15 protein-coding genes are annotated in these 15,928 nt (G+C 73.7%); 8 read left to right on the top strand and 7 right to left on the bottom strand.

Annotated elements, in window-relative coordinates; genetic code table 11:
• Positions 1–1,300 (top strand): hypothetical protein (locus GSY69_RS03645; RefSeq protein ID WP_160952525.1); only part of this gene is annotated, 1,300 nt, incomplete at its 5' end.
• Positions 1,301–1,410: 110 nt separating this feature from the next.
• Here the strand turns inward: GSY69_RS03645 and GSY69_RS03640 are convergent.
• Entirely contained in the window at positions 1,411–2,868 is a 1,458-nt protein-coding gene (locus tag GSY69_RS03640) for an NAD-dependent succinate-semialdehyde dehydrogenase (RefSeq protein WP_160952524.1), read from the bottom strand.
• A gap of 244 nt (positions 2,869–3,112) precedes the next feature.
• On the opposite strand from GSY69_RS03640, the gene GSY69_RS03635 reads away from it, so the two are divergent.
• On the top strand, positions 3,113–3,487 hold the full coding sequence (locus GSY69_RS03635; protein WP_160952523.1) for a DUF488 domain-containing protein: 375 nt from the start codon (positions 3,113–3,115) through the stop codon (positions 3,485–3,487).
• 214 nt (positions 3,488–3,701) lie between these two features.
• Here GSY69_RS03635 and GSY69_RS03630 read toward each other — a convergent pair whose 3' ends face one another.
• Positions 3,702–4,013: a GNAT family N-acetyltransferase gene (locus GSY69_RS03630; protein ID WP_160952522.1), complete on the bottom strand. Its 312-nt coding sequence runs from the start codon at positions 4,011–4,013 to the stop codon at positions 3,702–3,704.
• A gap of 350 nt (positions 4,014–4,363) precedes the next feature.
• Between GSY69_RS03630 and GSY69_RS03625 the strand changes: the two genes are divergently transcribed.
• Genes GSY69_RS03625 through GSY69_RS03615 form a run of 4 tightly spaced genes read left to right on the top strand, consistent with a single transcriptional unit; the run spans position 4,364 to position 7,228 of the window.
• Entirely contained in the window at positions 4,364–5,305 is a 942-nt protein-coding gene (locus GSY69_RS03625) for an ornithine cyclodeaminase family protein (protein WP_160952521.1), read from the top strand.
• Positions 5,302–5,802 (top strand): hypothetical protein, encoded by a 501-nt coding sequence (locus GSY69_RS14440; RefSeq protein ID WP_235936255.1) that lies wholly within the window; start codon positions 5,302–5,304, stop codon positions 5,800–5,802. The genes GSY69_RS03625 and GSY69_RS14440 overlap by 4 nt, the downstream gene beginning before the upstream one ends.
• Positions 5,760–6,011, top strand: a complete 252-nt coding sequence (locus GSY69_RS14435) for a hypothetical protein (RefSeq protein WP_235936254.1) — start codon at positions 5,760–5,762, stop codon at positions 6,009–6,011. The genes GSY69_RS14440 and GSY69_RS14435 overlap by 43 nt, the downstream gene beginning before the upstream one ends.
• Positions 6,012–6,016: 5 nt before the next feature.
• Complete coding sequence (locus tag GSY69_RS03615) at positions 6,017–7,228, top strand: MFS transporter (RefSeq protein WP_328698751.1); 1,212 nt, start codon at positions 6,017–6,019, stop codon at positions 7,226–7,228.
• 82 nt (positions 7,229–7,310) lie between these two features.
• Here GSY69_RS03615 and GSY69_RS03610 read toward each other — a convergent pair whose 3' ends face one another.
• Both GSY69_RS03610 and GSY69_RS03605 read right to left on the bottom strand, forming a co-directional pair.
• Positions 7,311–8,771, bottom strand: coding sequence for an SLC13 family permease (locus GSY69_RS03610; RefSeq protein WP_160952520.1), 1,461 nt, complete (start codon positions 8,769–8,771; stop codon positions 7,311–7,313).
• 198 nt (positions 8,772–8,969) lie between these two features.
• Positions 8,970–10,112, bottom strand: a complete 1,143-nt coding sequence (locus GSY69_RS03605; RefSeq protein ID WP_160952519.1) for a YeiH family protein — start codon at positions 10,110–10,112, stop codon at positions 8,970–8,972.
• Positions 10,113–10,200: 88 nt separating this feature from the next.
• Here GSY69_RS03605 and GSY69_RS03600 point away from each other — a divergent pair, with 88 nt between their 5' ends.
• Both GSY69_RS03600 and GSY69_RS03595 read left to right on the top strand, forming a co-directional pair.
• On the top strand, positions 10,201–11,160 hold the full coding sequence (locus GSY69_RS03600) for a LysR substrate-binding domain-containing protein (protein WP_160952518.1): 960 nt from the start codon (positions 10,201–10,203) through the stop codon (positions 11,158–11,160).
• Positions 11,161–11,230: 70 nt separating this feature from the next.
• Entirely contained in the window at positions 11,231–12,418 is a 1,188-nt protein-coding gene (locus tag GSY69_RS03595; RefSeq protein ID WP_407925001.1) for a trans-sulfuration enzyme family protein, read from the top strand.
• 18 nt (positions 12,419–12,436) lie between these two features.
• Here the strand turns inward: GSY69_RS03595 and GSY69_RS03590 are convergent, their stop codons facing one another.
• The 3 genes from GSY69_RS03590 to GSY69_RS03580 are packed head-to-tail and all read right to left on the bottom strand — an operon-like array spanning position 12,437 to position 15,812.
• A complete protein-coding gene (locus GSY69_RS03590; RefSeq protein WP_160952516.1) occupies positions 12,437–13,699 on the bottom strand; it encodes a type 2 periplasmic-binding domain-containing protein in 1,263 nt (420 codons plus the stop codon).
• A 17-nt stretch (positions 13,700–13,716) separates the two neighbouring features.
• The gene (locus GSY69_RS03585) at positions 13,717–15,210 is read right to left on the bottom strand and encodes a TRAP transporter large permease (RefSeq protein WP_160952515.1); all 1,494 of its coding nucleotides are present in this window, start codon (positions 15,208–15,210) and stop codon (positions 13,717–13,719) included.
• Positions 15,207–15,812, bottom strand: a complete 606-nt coding sequence (locus GSY69_RS03580; protein WP_160952514.1) for a TRAP transporter small permease — start codon at positions 15,810–15,812, stop codon at positions 15,207–15,209. Before GSY69_RS03580 ends, GSY69_RS03585 begins: the two co-directional genes overlap by 4 nt.
• Positions 15,813–15,928: the final 116 nt, after the last annotated feature.

Here is a 15,928-nt window from a genome sequence, read left to right as displayed (position 1 = left end):
GGGCGCGCGCTCGGCCGCGCAGTCACCCGCGCGCAAGGCAGCCGGGCGCCAGGCGCCGCCGCGCCGGGCCATGCGCGCGCTGGGGCTCGGCTTCGCCGCCTTCGGGCTGCTCGCGCTCATCACCGCCGCCTGCTGCCTCTTCACCGCGCTGTCATGGGGTGTGCCGGTGCTCAGCCTGGCCCTTGCGCTGGGCTGCCTGCTCGTCGTCATGGCCCTCAACGGCCTGCGCGCCCCGGCGGAGTCCCACGACGCGGGCCGGATGTCCCATGACACCGCACCCCAGGACACCGCACCCCAGGACGCCCCGACCCAGGACGCTGCGCCCCGCACCTCCCGCGAAGCCGGTCGCCGGAACCACGGCACCCGGCCCGCCGCCGTCGAGGCGCGCTCCCGGCACCGCGCCGGCTTGGCCGGGCCCGGGGAGGACCGCGCGCAGGCCGGCCGCCCCGCCGCGGCGGCCCCGGTGCGCGAGGTCATCTCCGTGGCCGACGCCGCGCAGCGCCGCGCCGCCGCCCACACGCAGCAGACGGCGACCACCGCCCACGGTGCGCAGCCGCAGGCGGCGGGGACCGCCGACCACGGCACCGCCGAGCGCGAGCTCCGTGCCTATCAGCCTGCCGGGGCCGCGGTCGCCCACGCCGCCGCCCGCCGCGCGGCCCGCGCCCGCACCACTGCCGAAGAGGCCGCGACCGGGCCCATCCCCGTCGTCGCGGCGCAGTCCACCCCGGCGCAGTCCACCCAAGGGCCCTCGACTGCGGCGCAGGCCACCCAGGCCGACGCCGAAACCGCGCCCGCCGCAAGCACCGCCGGTCGCCACGCGGCTCCGGAACTGCACCTGGGTCCGGCCGAGCCCGTGCGCGTGGCCCACCAGGAATCCGCCGCCGAGGCCGCGGAGACCGAGCGCACGGCCAAGCACCGCGACCCGCTGGCCGATCGCCTGGGGTCCGTGGGCTGGAAGCCCGCCCGCGTGCCCGCCCCCACCTACACCGAGGTGCCGCAGGCCCCCCGCGAACCGGTGGAGCCGGTCGTCGCCGACGCGTCGTCGGCGGCCCCGGCCGCCCGCGAATCGCTGGCCGAGCGGTTCGCAGCCGAGCTCGGCTACCGGCCGGAGATCGAGGACGCCGCCCGGGCCGGCGACGCTGCCGAGCCCGTGGCGGATGCCGCGGCTGGCGCCTCGGCGTCCGACCCCCTGGCGCACGGCCGCGCCGCCCTGGGCACGGACCGGCCGCCCCGGCCGGGCTCCACGGCCCACAGCGCACAGGCGAAGATCGACGACGCGCTGGCCCGCCGCCGGGCCTGAGCGCACGGCCCCGCGCGAGCCCCGAGCGGGGCGTGCCCGGGCGCCCACACGACGAGGGCGGTCCCTCCAACTGGAGAGACCGCCCTCGTCGTGTGCGGAGAGCCCCGTGCTCAGTCGCGGGGGACCGCGACGTACTTCGTCTCGAGGAACTCCTCGATGCCCACACGGCCGCCCTCGCGGCCCAGGCCGGACATCTTGACGCCGCCGAAGGGCGCGGCCGGGTTGGACACGAGCCCGGTGTTGAGGCCGATCATGCCCACCTCGAGCCGCTCGGAGGCAGACAGCGCACGGCCGATGTTCTCCGAGTAGATGTAGCCGGCCAGGCCGTAATCGGTGGAATTGGCCTGCGCGAGCGCCTCGTCCTCCGTGTCGAACGTGATGATGGGCGCCACCGGGCCGAAGATCTCCTCGCGGCGCAGCTCGCAGTCCTCGGCGATGTTCGTGAGCACGGTGGGCTCGAAGAAGTAGCCGGGGCGGTCGACGCGCTTGCCGCCGGTGAGCACCGTGGCGCCCTTCTCCACGGCGCCGTCGACGAGCGCCTGCACCTTCTCCAGCGCCGGCTCCTCGACGAGCGGTCCCACCTCGACCCCCTCGTCCAGGCCGTTGCCGATCGTCATGGCGCCCATGCGCTCGGCGAGCTTCTGGGAGAACTCATCGGCCACGGAGCTGTGCACGAAGAAGCGGTTGGCCGCGGTGCACGCCTCGCCCACATTGCGCATCTTGGCCAGCATCGCGCCCTCGACGGCCTTGTCGATGTCCGCGTCCTCGAAGACGATGAACGGGGCGTTGCCACCCAGCTCCATGGACGTCTTCATGACGTTCTGCGCCGCCTGCTCGAGCAGCCCGATGCCCACCTCAGTCGAGCCGGTGAACGTGACCTTGCGGGCGATGCCCGACTCCATCCACGGTGTGACGACTCGACGCGCGGACTGGGAGGTCACGATGTTGAGCACACCGGCGGGCAGCCCCGCGTCCTGCAGCGCCTGCGCGAGCATGAGCGAGGTCAACGGCGTGAGCTTGGCGGGCTTGAAGACCATCGTGCAGCCGGCGGCGATGGCGGGGCCGATCTTGCGCGTGCCCATCGCCAGCGGGAAGTTCCACGGGGTGATGAGCACGGCGGGTCCCACGGGCTCGTGGGAGATCATGAGGCGGTTGGCACCGTCGGTCGACTTCGTGAAGTCGCCGCCGATCCGCACGGCCTCCTCCGAGAACCAGCGGAAGAACTCGGCGCCGTAGGCGACCTCTCCCTTGGCCTCGGCGAAGCTCTTGCCCATCTCCGCGGTCATGACGGCGGCGATGTCGTCCTGGCGCTCCATGAGCAGCTCCCATGCCCGGCGCAGGATCTCACCGCGCTCGCGCGGGGCGGTGGCCGCCCAGGTCTGCTGCGTCTCTCCGGCCACGCGGATGGCCTCGAGCGCATCGTTCTCCGAGCCGTCGGCCACGGTGGTGAGCACCTCGGCGGTGGCGGGGTTGATGACCTCGATGGTCTTGCCGCCCTCCGCCGGGCGCCACGTGCCGCCGATGAAGACACCGGTCTCAATCGAGTCGAGGATGGCCTGCAGGTCCATGATCGTGCCTTTCGGTTGGGGGCTTGCGGTCAGTGTAGCCGCGGATTCGCGGGTCTCGCGCCCCCTGTCCACCGGCCGCTCGGCACTGGCTCGGCACCGGCCTGACCGCCTGCCCACCGAGGGATCCGGTGCCCGGGGTTCGGGGTCGTCTGCGCGCCGTGGCCGGGTGTCCTGGGCGGGTGCCCCGCCGTGCACGAGCGCGCGGGCGTGCGGGGGTGCCGATGCGCGGGGCTACGGTGGGGGCATGAGCGATGAGCTGAGCATAGGGACCGCGCGGGTCTACGGCTATGAGCCGGCCGAGGGGGACTGCGCGGTGCTCGTCGACCGGCTGTGGCCCCGCGGCGTGGCGAAGGCGGCGCTGCCGGGAGTGGCGTGGGACAAGGACGTGGCGCCCAGCGAGGAGCTGCGCCGGCGCTTCCACCACGAGGGGATGGCGTGGGGCGACTTCCGCCGCGCCTACGAGCACGAGCTGGCGGACACGCAGGCGCCGCGCGCGCTGCTGGAGCGGGCGCGCGAGTCCGGGCGGCCTCGGCTCGTGCTGCTGTTCGGGGCCAAGGACACCGAGCACAACAACGCCCGCGTGCTCGCCGACTACCTGGGCAAGCTCACGCTGGATTGAGCACTGAGCACTGAGCACTGAGGGATGAGCACTGAGCGCTGAGGGGCGGGCACGCTCGGGCTGCGCTGCGCGCCAGGCGGGCCGCATCGGCGCGCGGGGCAAGGCACTGCTCGTGCCGGTGCACGGGCGATGCCAGTCCCCGGGGGCTCAGACCTGCACCGGGGCTCATGCCAGCGCGGGGGTTCGGGCCAGCGCCGGGGTGCGAGGGGCGGGCTCAGACCAGCGCGTCGTCCCATTCGCGGTGCTTGCGCACGTATGCGTCGACGTAGGAGCAGCTCGGGTGGACCTTCAGGCCCGCGGCCACGGTGGCGTTCAGCGCGGCGCTCACGATGGCGCCGGCCACGCCCCGGCCGGAGAACTGGGGGAAGGTCACGGTGTGGTTGAAGTCGCGCACCCCGTTCGCGTCCGCGTAGGCGGCGTAGCCGGCCAGCTCGTCGCCCAGGTGGCCCTCGAACCGCTCGCGCGCCTCGTTGTGGGCCACGGTGACGCCGCCTGCGGTCTGCTCGGTGCTTCGCTCATCGCTCATGGTGGGCAAACGGCGCGGGGTGCCCGGCTATTCCGGGCCGGGCGGCCGCCGCGCTCGGTGCCGTCTGCTCGGTGCCGTCTGCTCGGGGGTGCCTGCTCGGTGCCGTCTGCTCGGGGGTGCCTGCTCCACCCTCCCGAGCGCCCGTACTCCCGAAGCCCCGGAGTTCTCTCCCGGGTTCCTCACGCCCCTCCCGCCGTCATCTCGCGCGCGGACGCGCTGCCCCGGAACGCCCGCGTCCACGTAGGGTGGCGCTCAAGCGCGGGCGCGATGCGCCTGCCCGAGGCCGCGGCCCACGCCGTACCCCAGACCCTGCCCGACGACTGCACCAGACGACCGCACCAGGAGGAGACGTGGAATTCATCGACGCGAAGGCGGTGAGCCGCGCCGTGGACTTCCGGCAGGCCATCGCGGTGCTGCGCGACACCGTTGCCGCCGGCTTCGACCCGGCCGAGGACTCGCCCCGGCTGAGCGCACCGCTGGCCAACGGCGAGTTCCTCTTCATGCCCGCTCAGGTGGGCGAGTACGCGGCCGCGAAGATCCTCACCGTCACCCCGGGCAACGGTGCCAACGGTGTGCCCCGCATCCAGGGCATCTGCCTGCTGTTGGACGGCAGCACGCACGAGCCGCGGGCCATCATCGACGGCATCGCGCTGACGAACCTGCGCACCCCCGCCGTGTCGCTGGCCGGAGTGGCCGATGTGCTGCGCCGCCGGTTCGGCGCCGGCGTGCGGCTGGCCGTCTTCGGCAACGGCGTCCAGGCCGTGCCGCACGTGCTCGCCGCGCTCGCCGTCGTGCCCGTCGAGCACGTGGCCGTCATCGTCCGCGCCGTCGGCCGCGGCTCCGCGGTCGTCGGGGAGCTGCGCGAGCTCGGCATCGAGGCCGACGAGGTGGCTGGCGACGAGCGCGCCGCCGCACTGGCCGCCGCCGGGCTCATCGTCACCGCGACCTCCGCACCGGAGCCGCTGTTCGCCGCCGCCGAGGTGTCCGACGACGCCATCGTCGTCGCGATGGGTTCGCACTCGCCGGCCGAGCGCGAGGTGCCCGGTGAGCTGCTGGCCCGCGCCACCGTGCTCGTCGAGTCCCACCACTCGGCCCAGGCGGAGGCGGGCGACGTCGTCCTGGCGGAGGGGGAGGGGCACTGCCGTGTGGCCGAGGCGCTGACGTTCAAGCAGGTGGTGGAGTCCCACGGCGACCTCGTCCCCGAGGGGCGCCCCGTGGTGTTCAAGACGACCGGGATGTCCTGGGAGGACGCGGCCATCGCGGCCGCCATCTACGAGCGGAGCCGCGCATGATCGCCCAGCGGGGACAGCAGGCCGCCCCGAACGCGGAGAGCGCGCCGAATGCGGAGGCCGCCCCGAACGCGGAGGCCGCCCCGAACGCGGAGGATGCGCAGTGTGCGGGGAGCGCGCCGTTCGCCCTGCGACAGGCGGGCCAGGGCGATATGCCCGCCTTCGTGGCGCTTGTCGAATCGGCCTATCGCGGGGACGGTTCGCGGGCGGGCTGGACGACGGAGGCCGACCTGCTGGGCGGCCAGCGCCTCGACCACGCGATGGCCCTCGAGATGCTCGCCGAGCCCGACAGCGCGATCCTCCTGGCCGAGGAGGCCGCAGCCGCCGCCCCCGATCTCGCCGCCCCCGGGCCTGACCTGCTGGGATGCGTGCAGATCCGCCGGGAGGGCGAGGTCGCCTACTTCGGCACCTTCGCAATCGCGCCGGACGCCAGGGCGGGGGACTGGGCAGCGCGCTCATGGCCGCCGCGGAGGCGGAGGCGCAGCGGCGCTGGGGCGTGAGCGGCATGCGGATGACCGTCATCGACCGGCGCGCGGACCTCATCGCCTACTACGAGCGCCGCGGCTGGGTGCGCACGGGCGCCACCTCCCCCTTCCCCTATGGCGACGAGCGCTTCGGCCAGCCCAAGGTCGAGGACCTGCACTTCGTCGAGCTGAGCAAGCCGCTGGCGGCCGGCGACGAGGCCCCGCCCGCCTCCGACAGGGGCTGAGCGCCGTGCGCGCCCTGCTCACCCTCATCGCCGTCCAGCTCTTCGCGGGGGCCGGCACCGCCTCGGGCTACGCCGTGGGCGGGATGCTCGCGGAGAAGATCACGGGCCACACCGCGATGGCCGGCTTCGCGCAGATGAGCGTCATCCTGGGCGCCGGGCTCATCGCCTACCCCCTGGCCGCACTGGCCGGCCGGCGGGGACGCCGGTTCGCGCTGGGACTGGGCTTCGGGATCGGGGCCGCCGGAACGCTCGTCGTGCTGCTGGGCGCCGCGCTGTCGTTCATGCCCGTCTTCATGCTCGGCATGATGATGTGCGGCTCGTCCACGGCCTCGGGGCTGCAGGCCCGCTACGCCGCCGTCGACTCCGCCCCGCCGGGCGCGGCCGCGCGGGCCATGTCGTTCGTCGTGTGGGCCACGACGGTGGGCTCCGTGCTGGGGCCCAACTTCACGGCGCCCGGCGCCGCGCTCGGCTCGGCCCTGGGCCTTGCCCCGCTCGCAGGGCCCTACCTCATCTCGCTCGTCGCGTTCGCGCTCGCCTCCCTCATCGCGGCCAGCCTGCCCGGTGACGGCGGGCACGGCGGTGCCTCCGCCGAGGAGCGGGTGGGCCTCGTGGCCGCCCTGCGCTCCGTGCGCGGCCGGCCGCTGGTGCTCCTGGCCATCGTGACGATCGTGGCCGGGCAGATGATGATGACGAACGTCATGGTGATGACGCCGGTGCACATGGAGCACCAGGGCTTCGAACTGGCCGCCGTGGGCATCGTGGTCAGCGTCCACATCGCCGGGATGTACGGCCTCTCGCCCGTCTTCGGCTGGATGGCCGACCGCTTCGGCCCGCTCAGCGTGATCGGCGCCGGGGCCGGCGTCTTCGCGCTCACGATCGTCCTGGGCGTCGTCGATGCGCTGCGGCCCGCCTCGTCGATGGGCCTGCTGAGCACCGCGCTCCTGCTGCTGGGCCTGGGCTGGTCGATGTTCCTCATCGGCGGCTCGGCGCTGCTGACCCGCGAGGCGCTGCCGGCGGCGCGGGTCTCGCTCCAGGGGTTCTCCGATGCGGCGATGAACCTGGGCGGGGCGCTCATGGCGGCCTTCGCCGGGACCGTGCTGGGCCTGGGCGGGTTCCTGGGCATCAACATCATGGCCACCGCCGTGCTCATCGCCATGGCGCTCACCGCGCTCTTCGCCCTGCCGGCGGCCCGGCGGGCGCGCGCAGAGACTCGCTGAACCGCGCTGGGCGCGCCGAGCCACGCAGAATCCCGGTGGGCGCCCACCGGGCGCGCACCGGGCCCCGCCGACTCCCCTCGGCTCAGCCGCCGGCGAGCATCGCGGGCAGGACGAGCCCGCCCACCAGCAGGATCGGGCCGACGATCACCATGGACATGCCGAAGGTCGTGAGGATCCGGATGAGCCGCGGCTTCGCGGGATCCGGGGCGGTGGCCACGACGGTCGCCCCCAGCGTGGAGAACGGGCTGACGTCCACGACGGCCGAGCAGACGCCCAGGGCCGCGATGAGCGCCCAGCCGGGCAGGTGGCCATCGGCGATCATGGGCAGCGCCAGGGGCACGAGGGCCGCGAGGATGCCGGTGGTGGAGGCGAACGCGGAGACGAGGCCGCCCACCGCGCACAGCACGAATGCGGCCACGAGCGGGGAGCCGATCGCCTTGGCGCCCTCGCCCAGCAGGTCCACGGCGCCCATCTCCTGGAGGACGCCCACGAACGTGATGATGCCGCCCACGAGGAGCACGGTCGACCAGTCGATCTTCGAGATCGCGTTCCTGCCCGTCGCCGGGTCGATGAGCGTGAGCGCGGCGCCGAACGCGAAGCACAGAATGCCCACGTCCGGCTTCCTGCCCAGGGCCGCGAGCGCGACGACGGCGGCGATGAGGCCCACGATGAAGACGATCGTGAGGATCTGCACGCCCGTGAAGCGGGCCTCGGCGGGCGCGGCCGAGCCGGGCTGCTCCTCGGCGGGCTGGGCTGTGCTCCCAGCGGCGGCGTCCGGGTCATCGGCCGAAATGCCGTAGGCGGCCTCGTCGTCGCCCTCGCCGAACTGCGCGCTCGCCGTGGTCGCGCCGCCCCTGCTCAGCGCGCTCTCGCGCTCGAAGGGGTGGTTGCCGGCCGGGCCCGCGTGGGCGAGGTCGGGGGAGTGGAGGCGCAGACCCGCCGCGCGCTTGCCGCGGCGGCCGAACATGACGTACGCCGCGGCGAGGAGCACGAGGTAGGTGGCCAGGGCGATCGCGAAGAGGAGCAGCGGATTGAGCGCGATCCCGGCCTTGTGCGCGGTGCCGTAGGTGACGATGCCGTAGAGGCTCGTCGGTGCGAAGCCGCCGGCGCCGATCGCAAAGCACATCGCCAGGCCCATGAGCGCGAAGTCGATGTTGTAGCGCCGGGCCACCTGCATGCCCACGGGCATCATGACGAGGCCGGCCAGCGGCGCCCCCATTGCGGCGATGCCCAGGGTGAGCAGGAAGAACACGATGGGCAGGGCGAAGGCGTTCGAGCCGACCTTCGTGAGGGCGCGGTCGATGAGCTTGTCGATCGTGCCGTTGGTCTGCGCGATCGCGAAGAAGTACGTGACGCCCACGAGGAGCACCATGATGTCGAGCGGGAAGCCCGCGATGATGTCCGCGAGCTTCATGTGGGCGAGCAGCAGGCCCGTGCCGGCGGCCCCGGCGATCATGAGGATGCCGATGTGGACCCCGCGGATAGCGCCGAGCGCGAAGAGCGCGACGAAGATGGCGAGGGCGGCGAGCTGGGCGGTGACCATGAGACGGCTCCGGGGGTGGGGACGAGCGGCGGGAGAGCCACCATTCTCGCAGGCAATCGGCCCCGGCCCCGCAGGCGCGCGGGGCTGGCCGCCCGGCACCGCCCGGCACCGCTCGGCACCGTGCTGCGGGGCGTCGGCCGGTGGGCGCACGAGGGGAGCCCTGCTCGCGGGCGCTCCGCCCGGCGCCGCGCCGGAGGCTCAGCCCAGGAGCGCGACGCCGGCGAAGGCGACGAGCGCCACGAGCAGCGTGGTGAGCGCGGCCAGCAGCAGCGGCCGCAACCCCAGGCGCAGCAGCGAGCGGACGTGGACGCCGCAGCCGAGTGCGAACATCGCGGCCGTCAGCAGCCAGGTCTGCGCGGTGTCGGCCACGCCCACGACGGGGGCGGGCAGCCAGCCCAGCGTGCGCACGAGGGCCGCGAGCGCGAAGCCCAGCACCCACAGGGGCACGATCGGCGGGCGCTTGCCGGGCGCCTCGGGCGCGGTGGCCCGGCCGTGGGCGTCGGCGGTCCGCTGGGCGCGGATGATGCGCGGTGCCAGTCCGCCCAGGACCGCCATGACCGGGGCGAGCATGAGCACGCGGGCGAGCTTGACGAGGACGGCGGGCTCGAGGGCCTCGGGCCCCAGGATCCCGCCGACGGCCACCACCTGCGCGACCTCGTGCGTGGAGGCCCCGCCCCACAGGCCCGCCGCGCGGGGCGAGAGGCCGGTCAGGGCGGCGACACCGGGGACCACCGCGATCATGAGCGTGCCGAAGAGCACGACGAGGGCGACCGCCGCGGCGGTGTCCTCCTTCTTGGCCCGCAGCGTGGCCTGGGCACCGGCGACCGCGGCGGCCCCGCAGATGGAGAAGCCGCAGCCGATGAGCAGGCTGAGCTCGGGGCCCACCCCCAGCCAGCGGCCCATGAGCGCGGCGCCGGACAGGCCGACGCCCACCACCACGACGACGAGCACGATGGCGCCCCAGCCCAGGTCGAGGATGTCACCGAGTACGAGCTTGGTGCCCAGCAGGACGATGCCCAGGCGCAGGACCGTCTTTGCTGTGACCGCGATGCCGGGGGCGAAGACGGCCGGGATGTCCGCGACGAGGTTGCGCAGGAGCGCGCCCAGCACGATTGCGATGAGCACCGAGCCCGCGAACGGGATGGCGCCGGAGAGCACCACCGCGAGCGCCGCGGCCGCCGCGCACAGTGCGAGGCCGGGCAGCAGGGCGGCGAGGCGGTGCGGCCAGGGCGCGGGCGCATCCGAGGCTGCCGAGGCTCCGGCCGGGCGGGCGTCCTGCGGGCCCGTCGGGTGCGGGGCGGGAGTCTGCGCGGGCTGCTGGGCTGGGGGTTGGGGGCTCATGGTGTCCCACTATGCCGCTGGGACGCCGCGGTCGGTAGGCGCGTCCGCCGCACCGGGTCATGCGGGATTGATATGGCACGATGGGCGCATGGCCGATTCCCGCTCTCAGGCAGCCCCCGGCCCGGTGGGGGTGCCCGCGGCTTATCCGGATCCCCGGGTGCTCGCGCTGCTCGACCGCCTCGCGCGGCTGCAGGAGGAGCGCGGCCATGCCTCGATCGGGCTGGCCGCGCGCGAGGTGGGGATGGCCCAGCCCAACGCCTCGCGGCTGCTGCGCGCCTTCGAGCGCGTGCACGGCGTCTACCTCCTCGAGCGCTCCCCGCGCGGTTCGCGCCTGACCGAGCGCGGTGCGGCCGTGGCCGCCTGGGCGGGGCAGGTGATGGGCGACTACGACAGCCTGCTCGCGGGCCTGGCCGCCCTGCGCGGCGAGGAGACGGTGCACCTGCGCATCAGCGCCTCGCAGACGATCGCCGAATACCTGCTGCCGGGCTGGCTCGCCCGCTTCCGCGCCGCGCGCCCGGAGGCGCACGTGGCCCTGCGCGTCGCCAATTCGCAGGCGGTGGCCGCCGATGTCCGCTCGCACGCCGCGGACCTGGGGTTCATCGAATCGCCCCGGGTGCCAGGCGGCGTGCGCGGGCGGGTCCTCGGCGGCGACTCGCTCGTCGTCGTCGCCCGCCCCGACCACCCCGCCCTGGCCGGCCCGCCGCTCGGGGCCGCCGCCCTGGCGGCCCAGCCGCTGCTCGTGCGCGAGGCGGGCTCCGGCACCCGCGATGTCGTCGATGCAGCCCTCGCGGCCCACGGCGGGCCCACGATCGCGGCGGCGCTGACCTCGACCGCGGCCCTCAAGGTCTCCGCCGCCGCGGGCCTCGCCCCGGCCGCGCTGTCCGCCCTCACCGTCGCCGAGGAGCTGCGGGCCGGCCGGCTCGCCTCGCTACCGCTCGCCCCGGACCTCGACCTCTCCCGCCCGCTGCGCGCCCTCTGGCCCGCCGATCGCCGCCCCCGAGGCGCGGCACAGGAGTTCCTCGCCCTCGCCTCGGCGCCGGAGGAATGAGCGCGGCCCGCCTGCGTGGGGAGTCTTGGCCGGTGGAAGCGGCCCGGAAACCGGCGGGCGCGGGCCTACGATGGGGGCCATGAGTGAGCGCAGCCTGGCCCCGGAGACCATCGTCGTGGACGCGGGACGGCCCCCGCGCGAGCCGAACGCGGCCGTCAGCCCCGACATCGAGCTCTCCGCCACGTTCGTGGCCACCGGCGTTCCGGGCCCGGACGACCGCACGTACGGGCGCTCGCACAACAGCACGTGGGAGGCGTTCGAGGGCGCCCTCGCCCGGCTCGAGGGCGCCCAGCTGCCCGGGCTGGTCTTCGGCTCCGGGATGGCCGCGATCACGGCGGCCCAGGAGCTCCTCGCCCCCGGCGGCACGCTCGTGGCCCCCCGGCACAGCTACATGGGCACGCTGTCCGGTGCGCTCACCGCTCAGCAGCTGGGCCGCCTGCGCCTCGTCACCGTCGACATCGCGGACACGGACGCCGTGCGCGCGGCCCTCACGGCCGCCGCCGCGGACGGCTCCGGCCGGGACGAGACCGGCCGGGCGCGCCTCATGCTCTGGGTCGAGACGCCCACGAACCCCATGCTCGAGGTCGCGGACCTGCCCGCGATCATCGCCGCGGCGCAGGAGGCCGGCGCGCTCGTCGTCGCGGACAACACGTTCGCCACCCCGCTGCTGCAGCGGCCGCTGGAATTCGGCGCCGACGTCGTCGTCCATTCGGCCACGAAGTACATCTCCGGCCACTCCGACGTGATCCTGGGCATCGCGGTGACCTCCGATCCGGCGCTGCGCGAGCTCATGCTCGCCCACCGGGCGCAGGCCGGCGGCATCGCCGGGCCGTTCGAGGTGTGGCTGGCCCTGCGCGGCCTGCGCACGCTCGCCCTGCGCGTCGAGCGCGCCGGGGACAACGCCATGGAGCTCGCCACGCGCCTGACGGACGTCGCGGGCATCGCGGTGCGCTACCCGGGGCTGCCCGACGATCCGGGCAACGCGCGCGCCGGCGCGCAGATGACCGGCTACGGCGCCATCATCGCGCTCGAGCTGCCGGACGCCGCCACCGCCGATGCCGTGGTCGACGCGGTCGAGCTGTTCACCCCGGCGACCTCGCTGGGCAGCGTCGAGAGCCTCATCGAGCGCCGCCGCCGCAACGCCGACGAGCAGGCCAGCGTCCCGGAGGGCCTGCTGCGCCTGAGCATCGGGATCGAGAGCGTCGAGGACCTCTGGGCCGACCTCTCGGCGGCCCTGCGCGCGGCGCTCGCGGACTGAGCGCGGGCTGGCGGGCGCTCAGCTGGGCCGGTGCGAGCGCCAGCCCGGCAGCGAGGTGATGGCGTCCGCGTAGCCCTGGAAGTTCGCCTGCTCGGCGTCGTACCACTTGTCCATCGTGGCGAGGTCGCCGTCGGGCACGTCCATCTCCTTCACGCGGGCGGTCCAGGCTGCCTGCACCTCGTCGACGGTGCTGCGGATGTCGCCGGCTGCGGTGCCGCGCTCGATATCGCGCTGCACGAGCCCCTTGAAGGATTCGCCGATCGCGGTCTGCGCCTCGTCGTCCATCGCCTCGATCGTGCCCTTGGCGGCCCGCGACTGGCGCACCGAGTCGGCGGTGCCCTTCATGACGGTCGCGATGTTGCGGCCCGCGGATTCGCCCATCGCATCGAAGACGATCTGCTGGTAGGCCAGCGGCATCTTCGTGTACGTCAGGCCCGCGAGGTAGGCCCCGGGAGTGCGGGAGAAGCTCGTCTTCGTCGTGTAGGCGATGTTCGGCGCGACGTCGAAGATGTGGCTCTCCGCGCTCGGCAGCCTCTGGCCCAGGGTGCAGTCCACCGTGCCGCGCTGCAGGGCCTCGTAGGTCTCCGGGAAGGCCAGCGAGACGGGGGAGGCGCCCATCTTCGTGACGACCTGGCCCTGCGACGCGGTGGCGATGCGCACCTGCTTGCCCTTCCAGTCCGCCAGCGACGTGAGGGGATCCGTGCAGATGCCGTAGTAGCCGCCGGAGGCGATGAAGGGGTGGAGCGTCACAAGGCCGCGGTCGGCGTATTCCTCGAGCACCTGCTCGTTGTTCCAGCCGAGCTCCGCGGCGGAGCCGTTGGCGATCAGCTCCCCGGACACGGGCTGCGCCGCTGGCAGCGCGGACATCGCGGTGCCGAGGGCGTTGACGGCGGGGTAGTCGGTGGGCAGATACCCGGGCAGGGTGTAGGAGACATCGACGCGCCCGTCTGCCAGCGCGTCGTGGACCTCCGAGTACCCGGCGATGGCCTGGCCCCAGACGATGTCGACCATGATCCGGCCGTGCGAGCGCTTCTCGACGTATTCCTTGAAGGACAGGCCGTTGTCGGCCATGATCGACTTCGGCGAGCTGGCCGAGGGCTGGAACGTGATCGTCGTGGGCTCGAGCCGGTCGACGATCGCGTTCACATCGGCCTGCTCGGCGCCGAAGCCGAAGCCCTCCCCGCCGGGCCCGCTGCGGCTGGCCTTGGCGATGCTCCCGGCGCAGCCGGTCAGGGCGATGCTGGCCAGGCAGGCCGTGAGCAGCGCGGCGATCTTCTTCATGGTGCCTCCGGCGTGTCTCAGGAGCCCCCGGCCATGAGGCCGGGCAGCCAGGTCGCCATCTGCGGGAAGGCGATCATGATGAACAGGAACAGGACGGCCACGGGCAGGAACCACACGAGCGAGGTGAAGACGTCGCGCAGGGAGATCGTCTGCCCCAGATTCACCTGGGGCTCCTTGCCGATCGCGTGGACGATGTAGGACAGGATGCCCACCGGCGGGGTGATCATCCCGAGTTCGCCGAGCAGGACGACGAACACGCCGAACCACAGGGGGCTGACCTGCATCGCCTCGAGGGTCGGCAGCAGGATGGGGATCGTCAGGAGCATCATCGACAGGGTGTCGAAGAACATGCCGAGGATGAGGTAGAGCACGATGACGACAAGCAGGAAGGCCACCCGGCTCAGGCCCATCCCCAGGATGAGGTCGGTCATGTGCTGCGCCAGGCCCGTCATGGCGAGCAGCTTGGTGAGCATGTGCGCGCCGATCATGATGAAGAAGATCGCCGCGGAGGCCGTGACCGTGGAGAAGGCAGCCTGGGCGATGAGCCTAAGCGGCTGGCGCCCGCGCGCGTAGAACAGGCACAGGACGAGCGCGGTGAGGGCCGCCGCGGCGCCCGCCTCGGTGGGGGTGAAGAGGCCCGAGAGCATGCCGCCGAACAGCACGACCATGATGACGGGGAAGCCCCATACCTCCCCGAGCGCCCTGAAGCGGCGCCGCCAGGTGACGGGCTCCCGGTCCTCGCCTCGGCCGCGGCCCACGAGGCGGGGGGCGAACGCGCCGATGAGCAGTGTGAACAGCGCGAACGTCAGTGCGATGAGGACACCGGGCACGGCGCCGGCGATGAGCTGCGGGCCGACTGCGACGTTGGCGATGCCGGCGTAGACGACGAGCAGGATGGACGGCGGGATGAGGTTGCCGGGCAGGCCCGCCACGAGCACGGTGCCCACGGCCATGCGCTTGTCGTAGCCGGCCCGCAGCATCTCCGGGATGCCCGCGCGCCCCAGCGCATACGTCATGCCGATGGTCGAGCCGGAGACGGAGGCCAGCCCGGCGCCGGCGAACGTCGTGCCGATTCCGATGCCACCGGGCAGCCACCCGAACCAGGCCGATGTCGCCTGGTAGATCTTGCTCGTCATGCCGGAGTGGGAGAGGAGCATGCCCATGAAGATGAACATCGGCAGCACCGAGTGGGACCACTGTGAGACCGCGTGGAACGGCGCGGTGGCGAGGATGTTCTTGGCCGCCGGGATCCCGGCGATCCCGTAGACGCCGATGAGGCTGGGGATCGCGAGCGAGAGGGCGACCGGCACCTCGAGGAACATGAGCGAGAGCATCATCGCGATGCACCACACGCCTGCCACGGCAAGCGTGGGGCTCAGGAACAGGCCGATGGTGCACGCGGCGACGACCGCGAGCCCGATGAGCGCGCCCAGGGGCGAGGCGAAGCGCCTGGGGCGGGGGCGCGCAGCCTGCGCCGGGGCGGCCGAGGCGGTGGTCGCCGAGGTGCTCATGCGCGCCCACCCCCGCCCTCGGGTCGCTGCGGATGCTCGGTGCTGCCATGGCCCGCCCCCGCGGCCGGGGCGCCGAGGTCGGTCAGCTCGGTGAGCTCGGCGTCGGGGGTGACGGCGGGCGCCTGCCCGGGCACGAGGTGCCAGAGCTGGCCGATGGCGAGCAGGTAGAGCAGCGCGAGGCCCGCGAAGACGAGGGGCACGAGGTAGTACACGGGCCACGTCACGATGTCGGTGACTCCCGCGGTCGCCTTCGATGCGGTGTATTCGATCGCCTTGGCCAGGCCGAACCAGGCGAAGCCCGCGCTCAGGGCGAAGCCCAGGGCTGCCCCGAATGTGCGCAGGATGCGCGCGGACGCCTCGCCCAGCCGGTCGATCACGAGGGTGACCGCGATGTGCTCACCCTTGAGCTGGGCGGCGGGGATGCCGAGCAGCGCGATGATGGGCAGGTACCAGAACGACACGATCTCGTTCGTGCCGTAGATCGGGGCGTTGAAGAAGTGCCGGGAGATGGCGTGGGCCACCACGTGGAGCAGCATGAGGATGAGCGCGCAGGCCGTGACGTAGGACAGCAGGGCCGTCAGGGCTGTCGTGAGTTTGGACATCGGAGTCGCCTTCGTCTTCGATGAGCAGGCAGCGGTGGCGCAGCGGTGCGAATCGAAGGAGACTTTACCGGCTCGAACGGTCGTTCGGGGAAGGTTGAGCGCTGCCGTCGGCAATC

The organism is Brevibacterium rongguiense (genome assembly GCF_009857845.1).
Taxonomy (GTDB): domain Bacteria; phylum Actinomycetota; class Actinomycetes; order Actinomycetales; family Brevibacteriaceae; genus Brevibacterium; species Brevibacterium rongguiense.
This window is presented reverse-complemented; position numbering and strand designations above follow the sequence as displayed.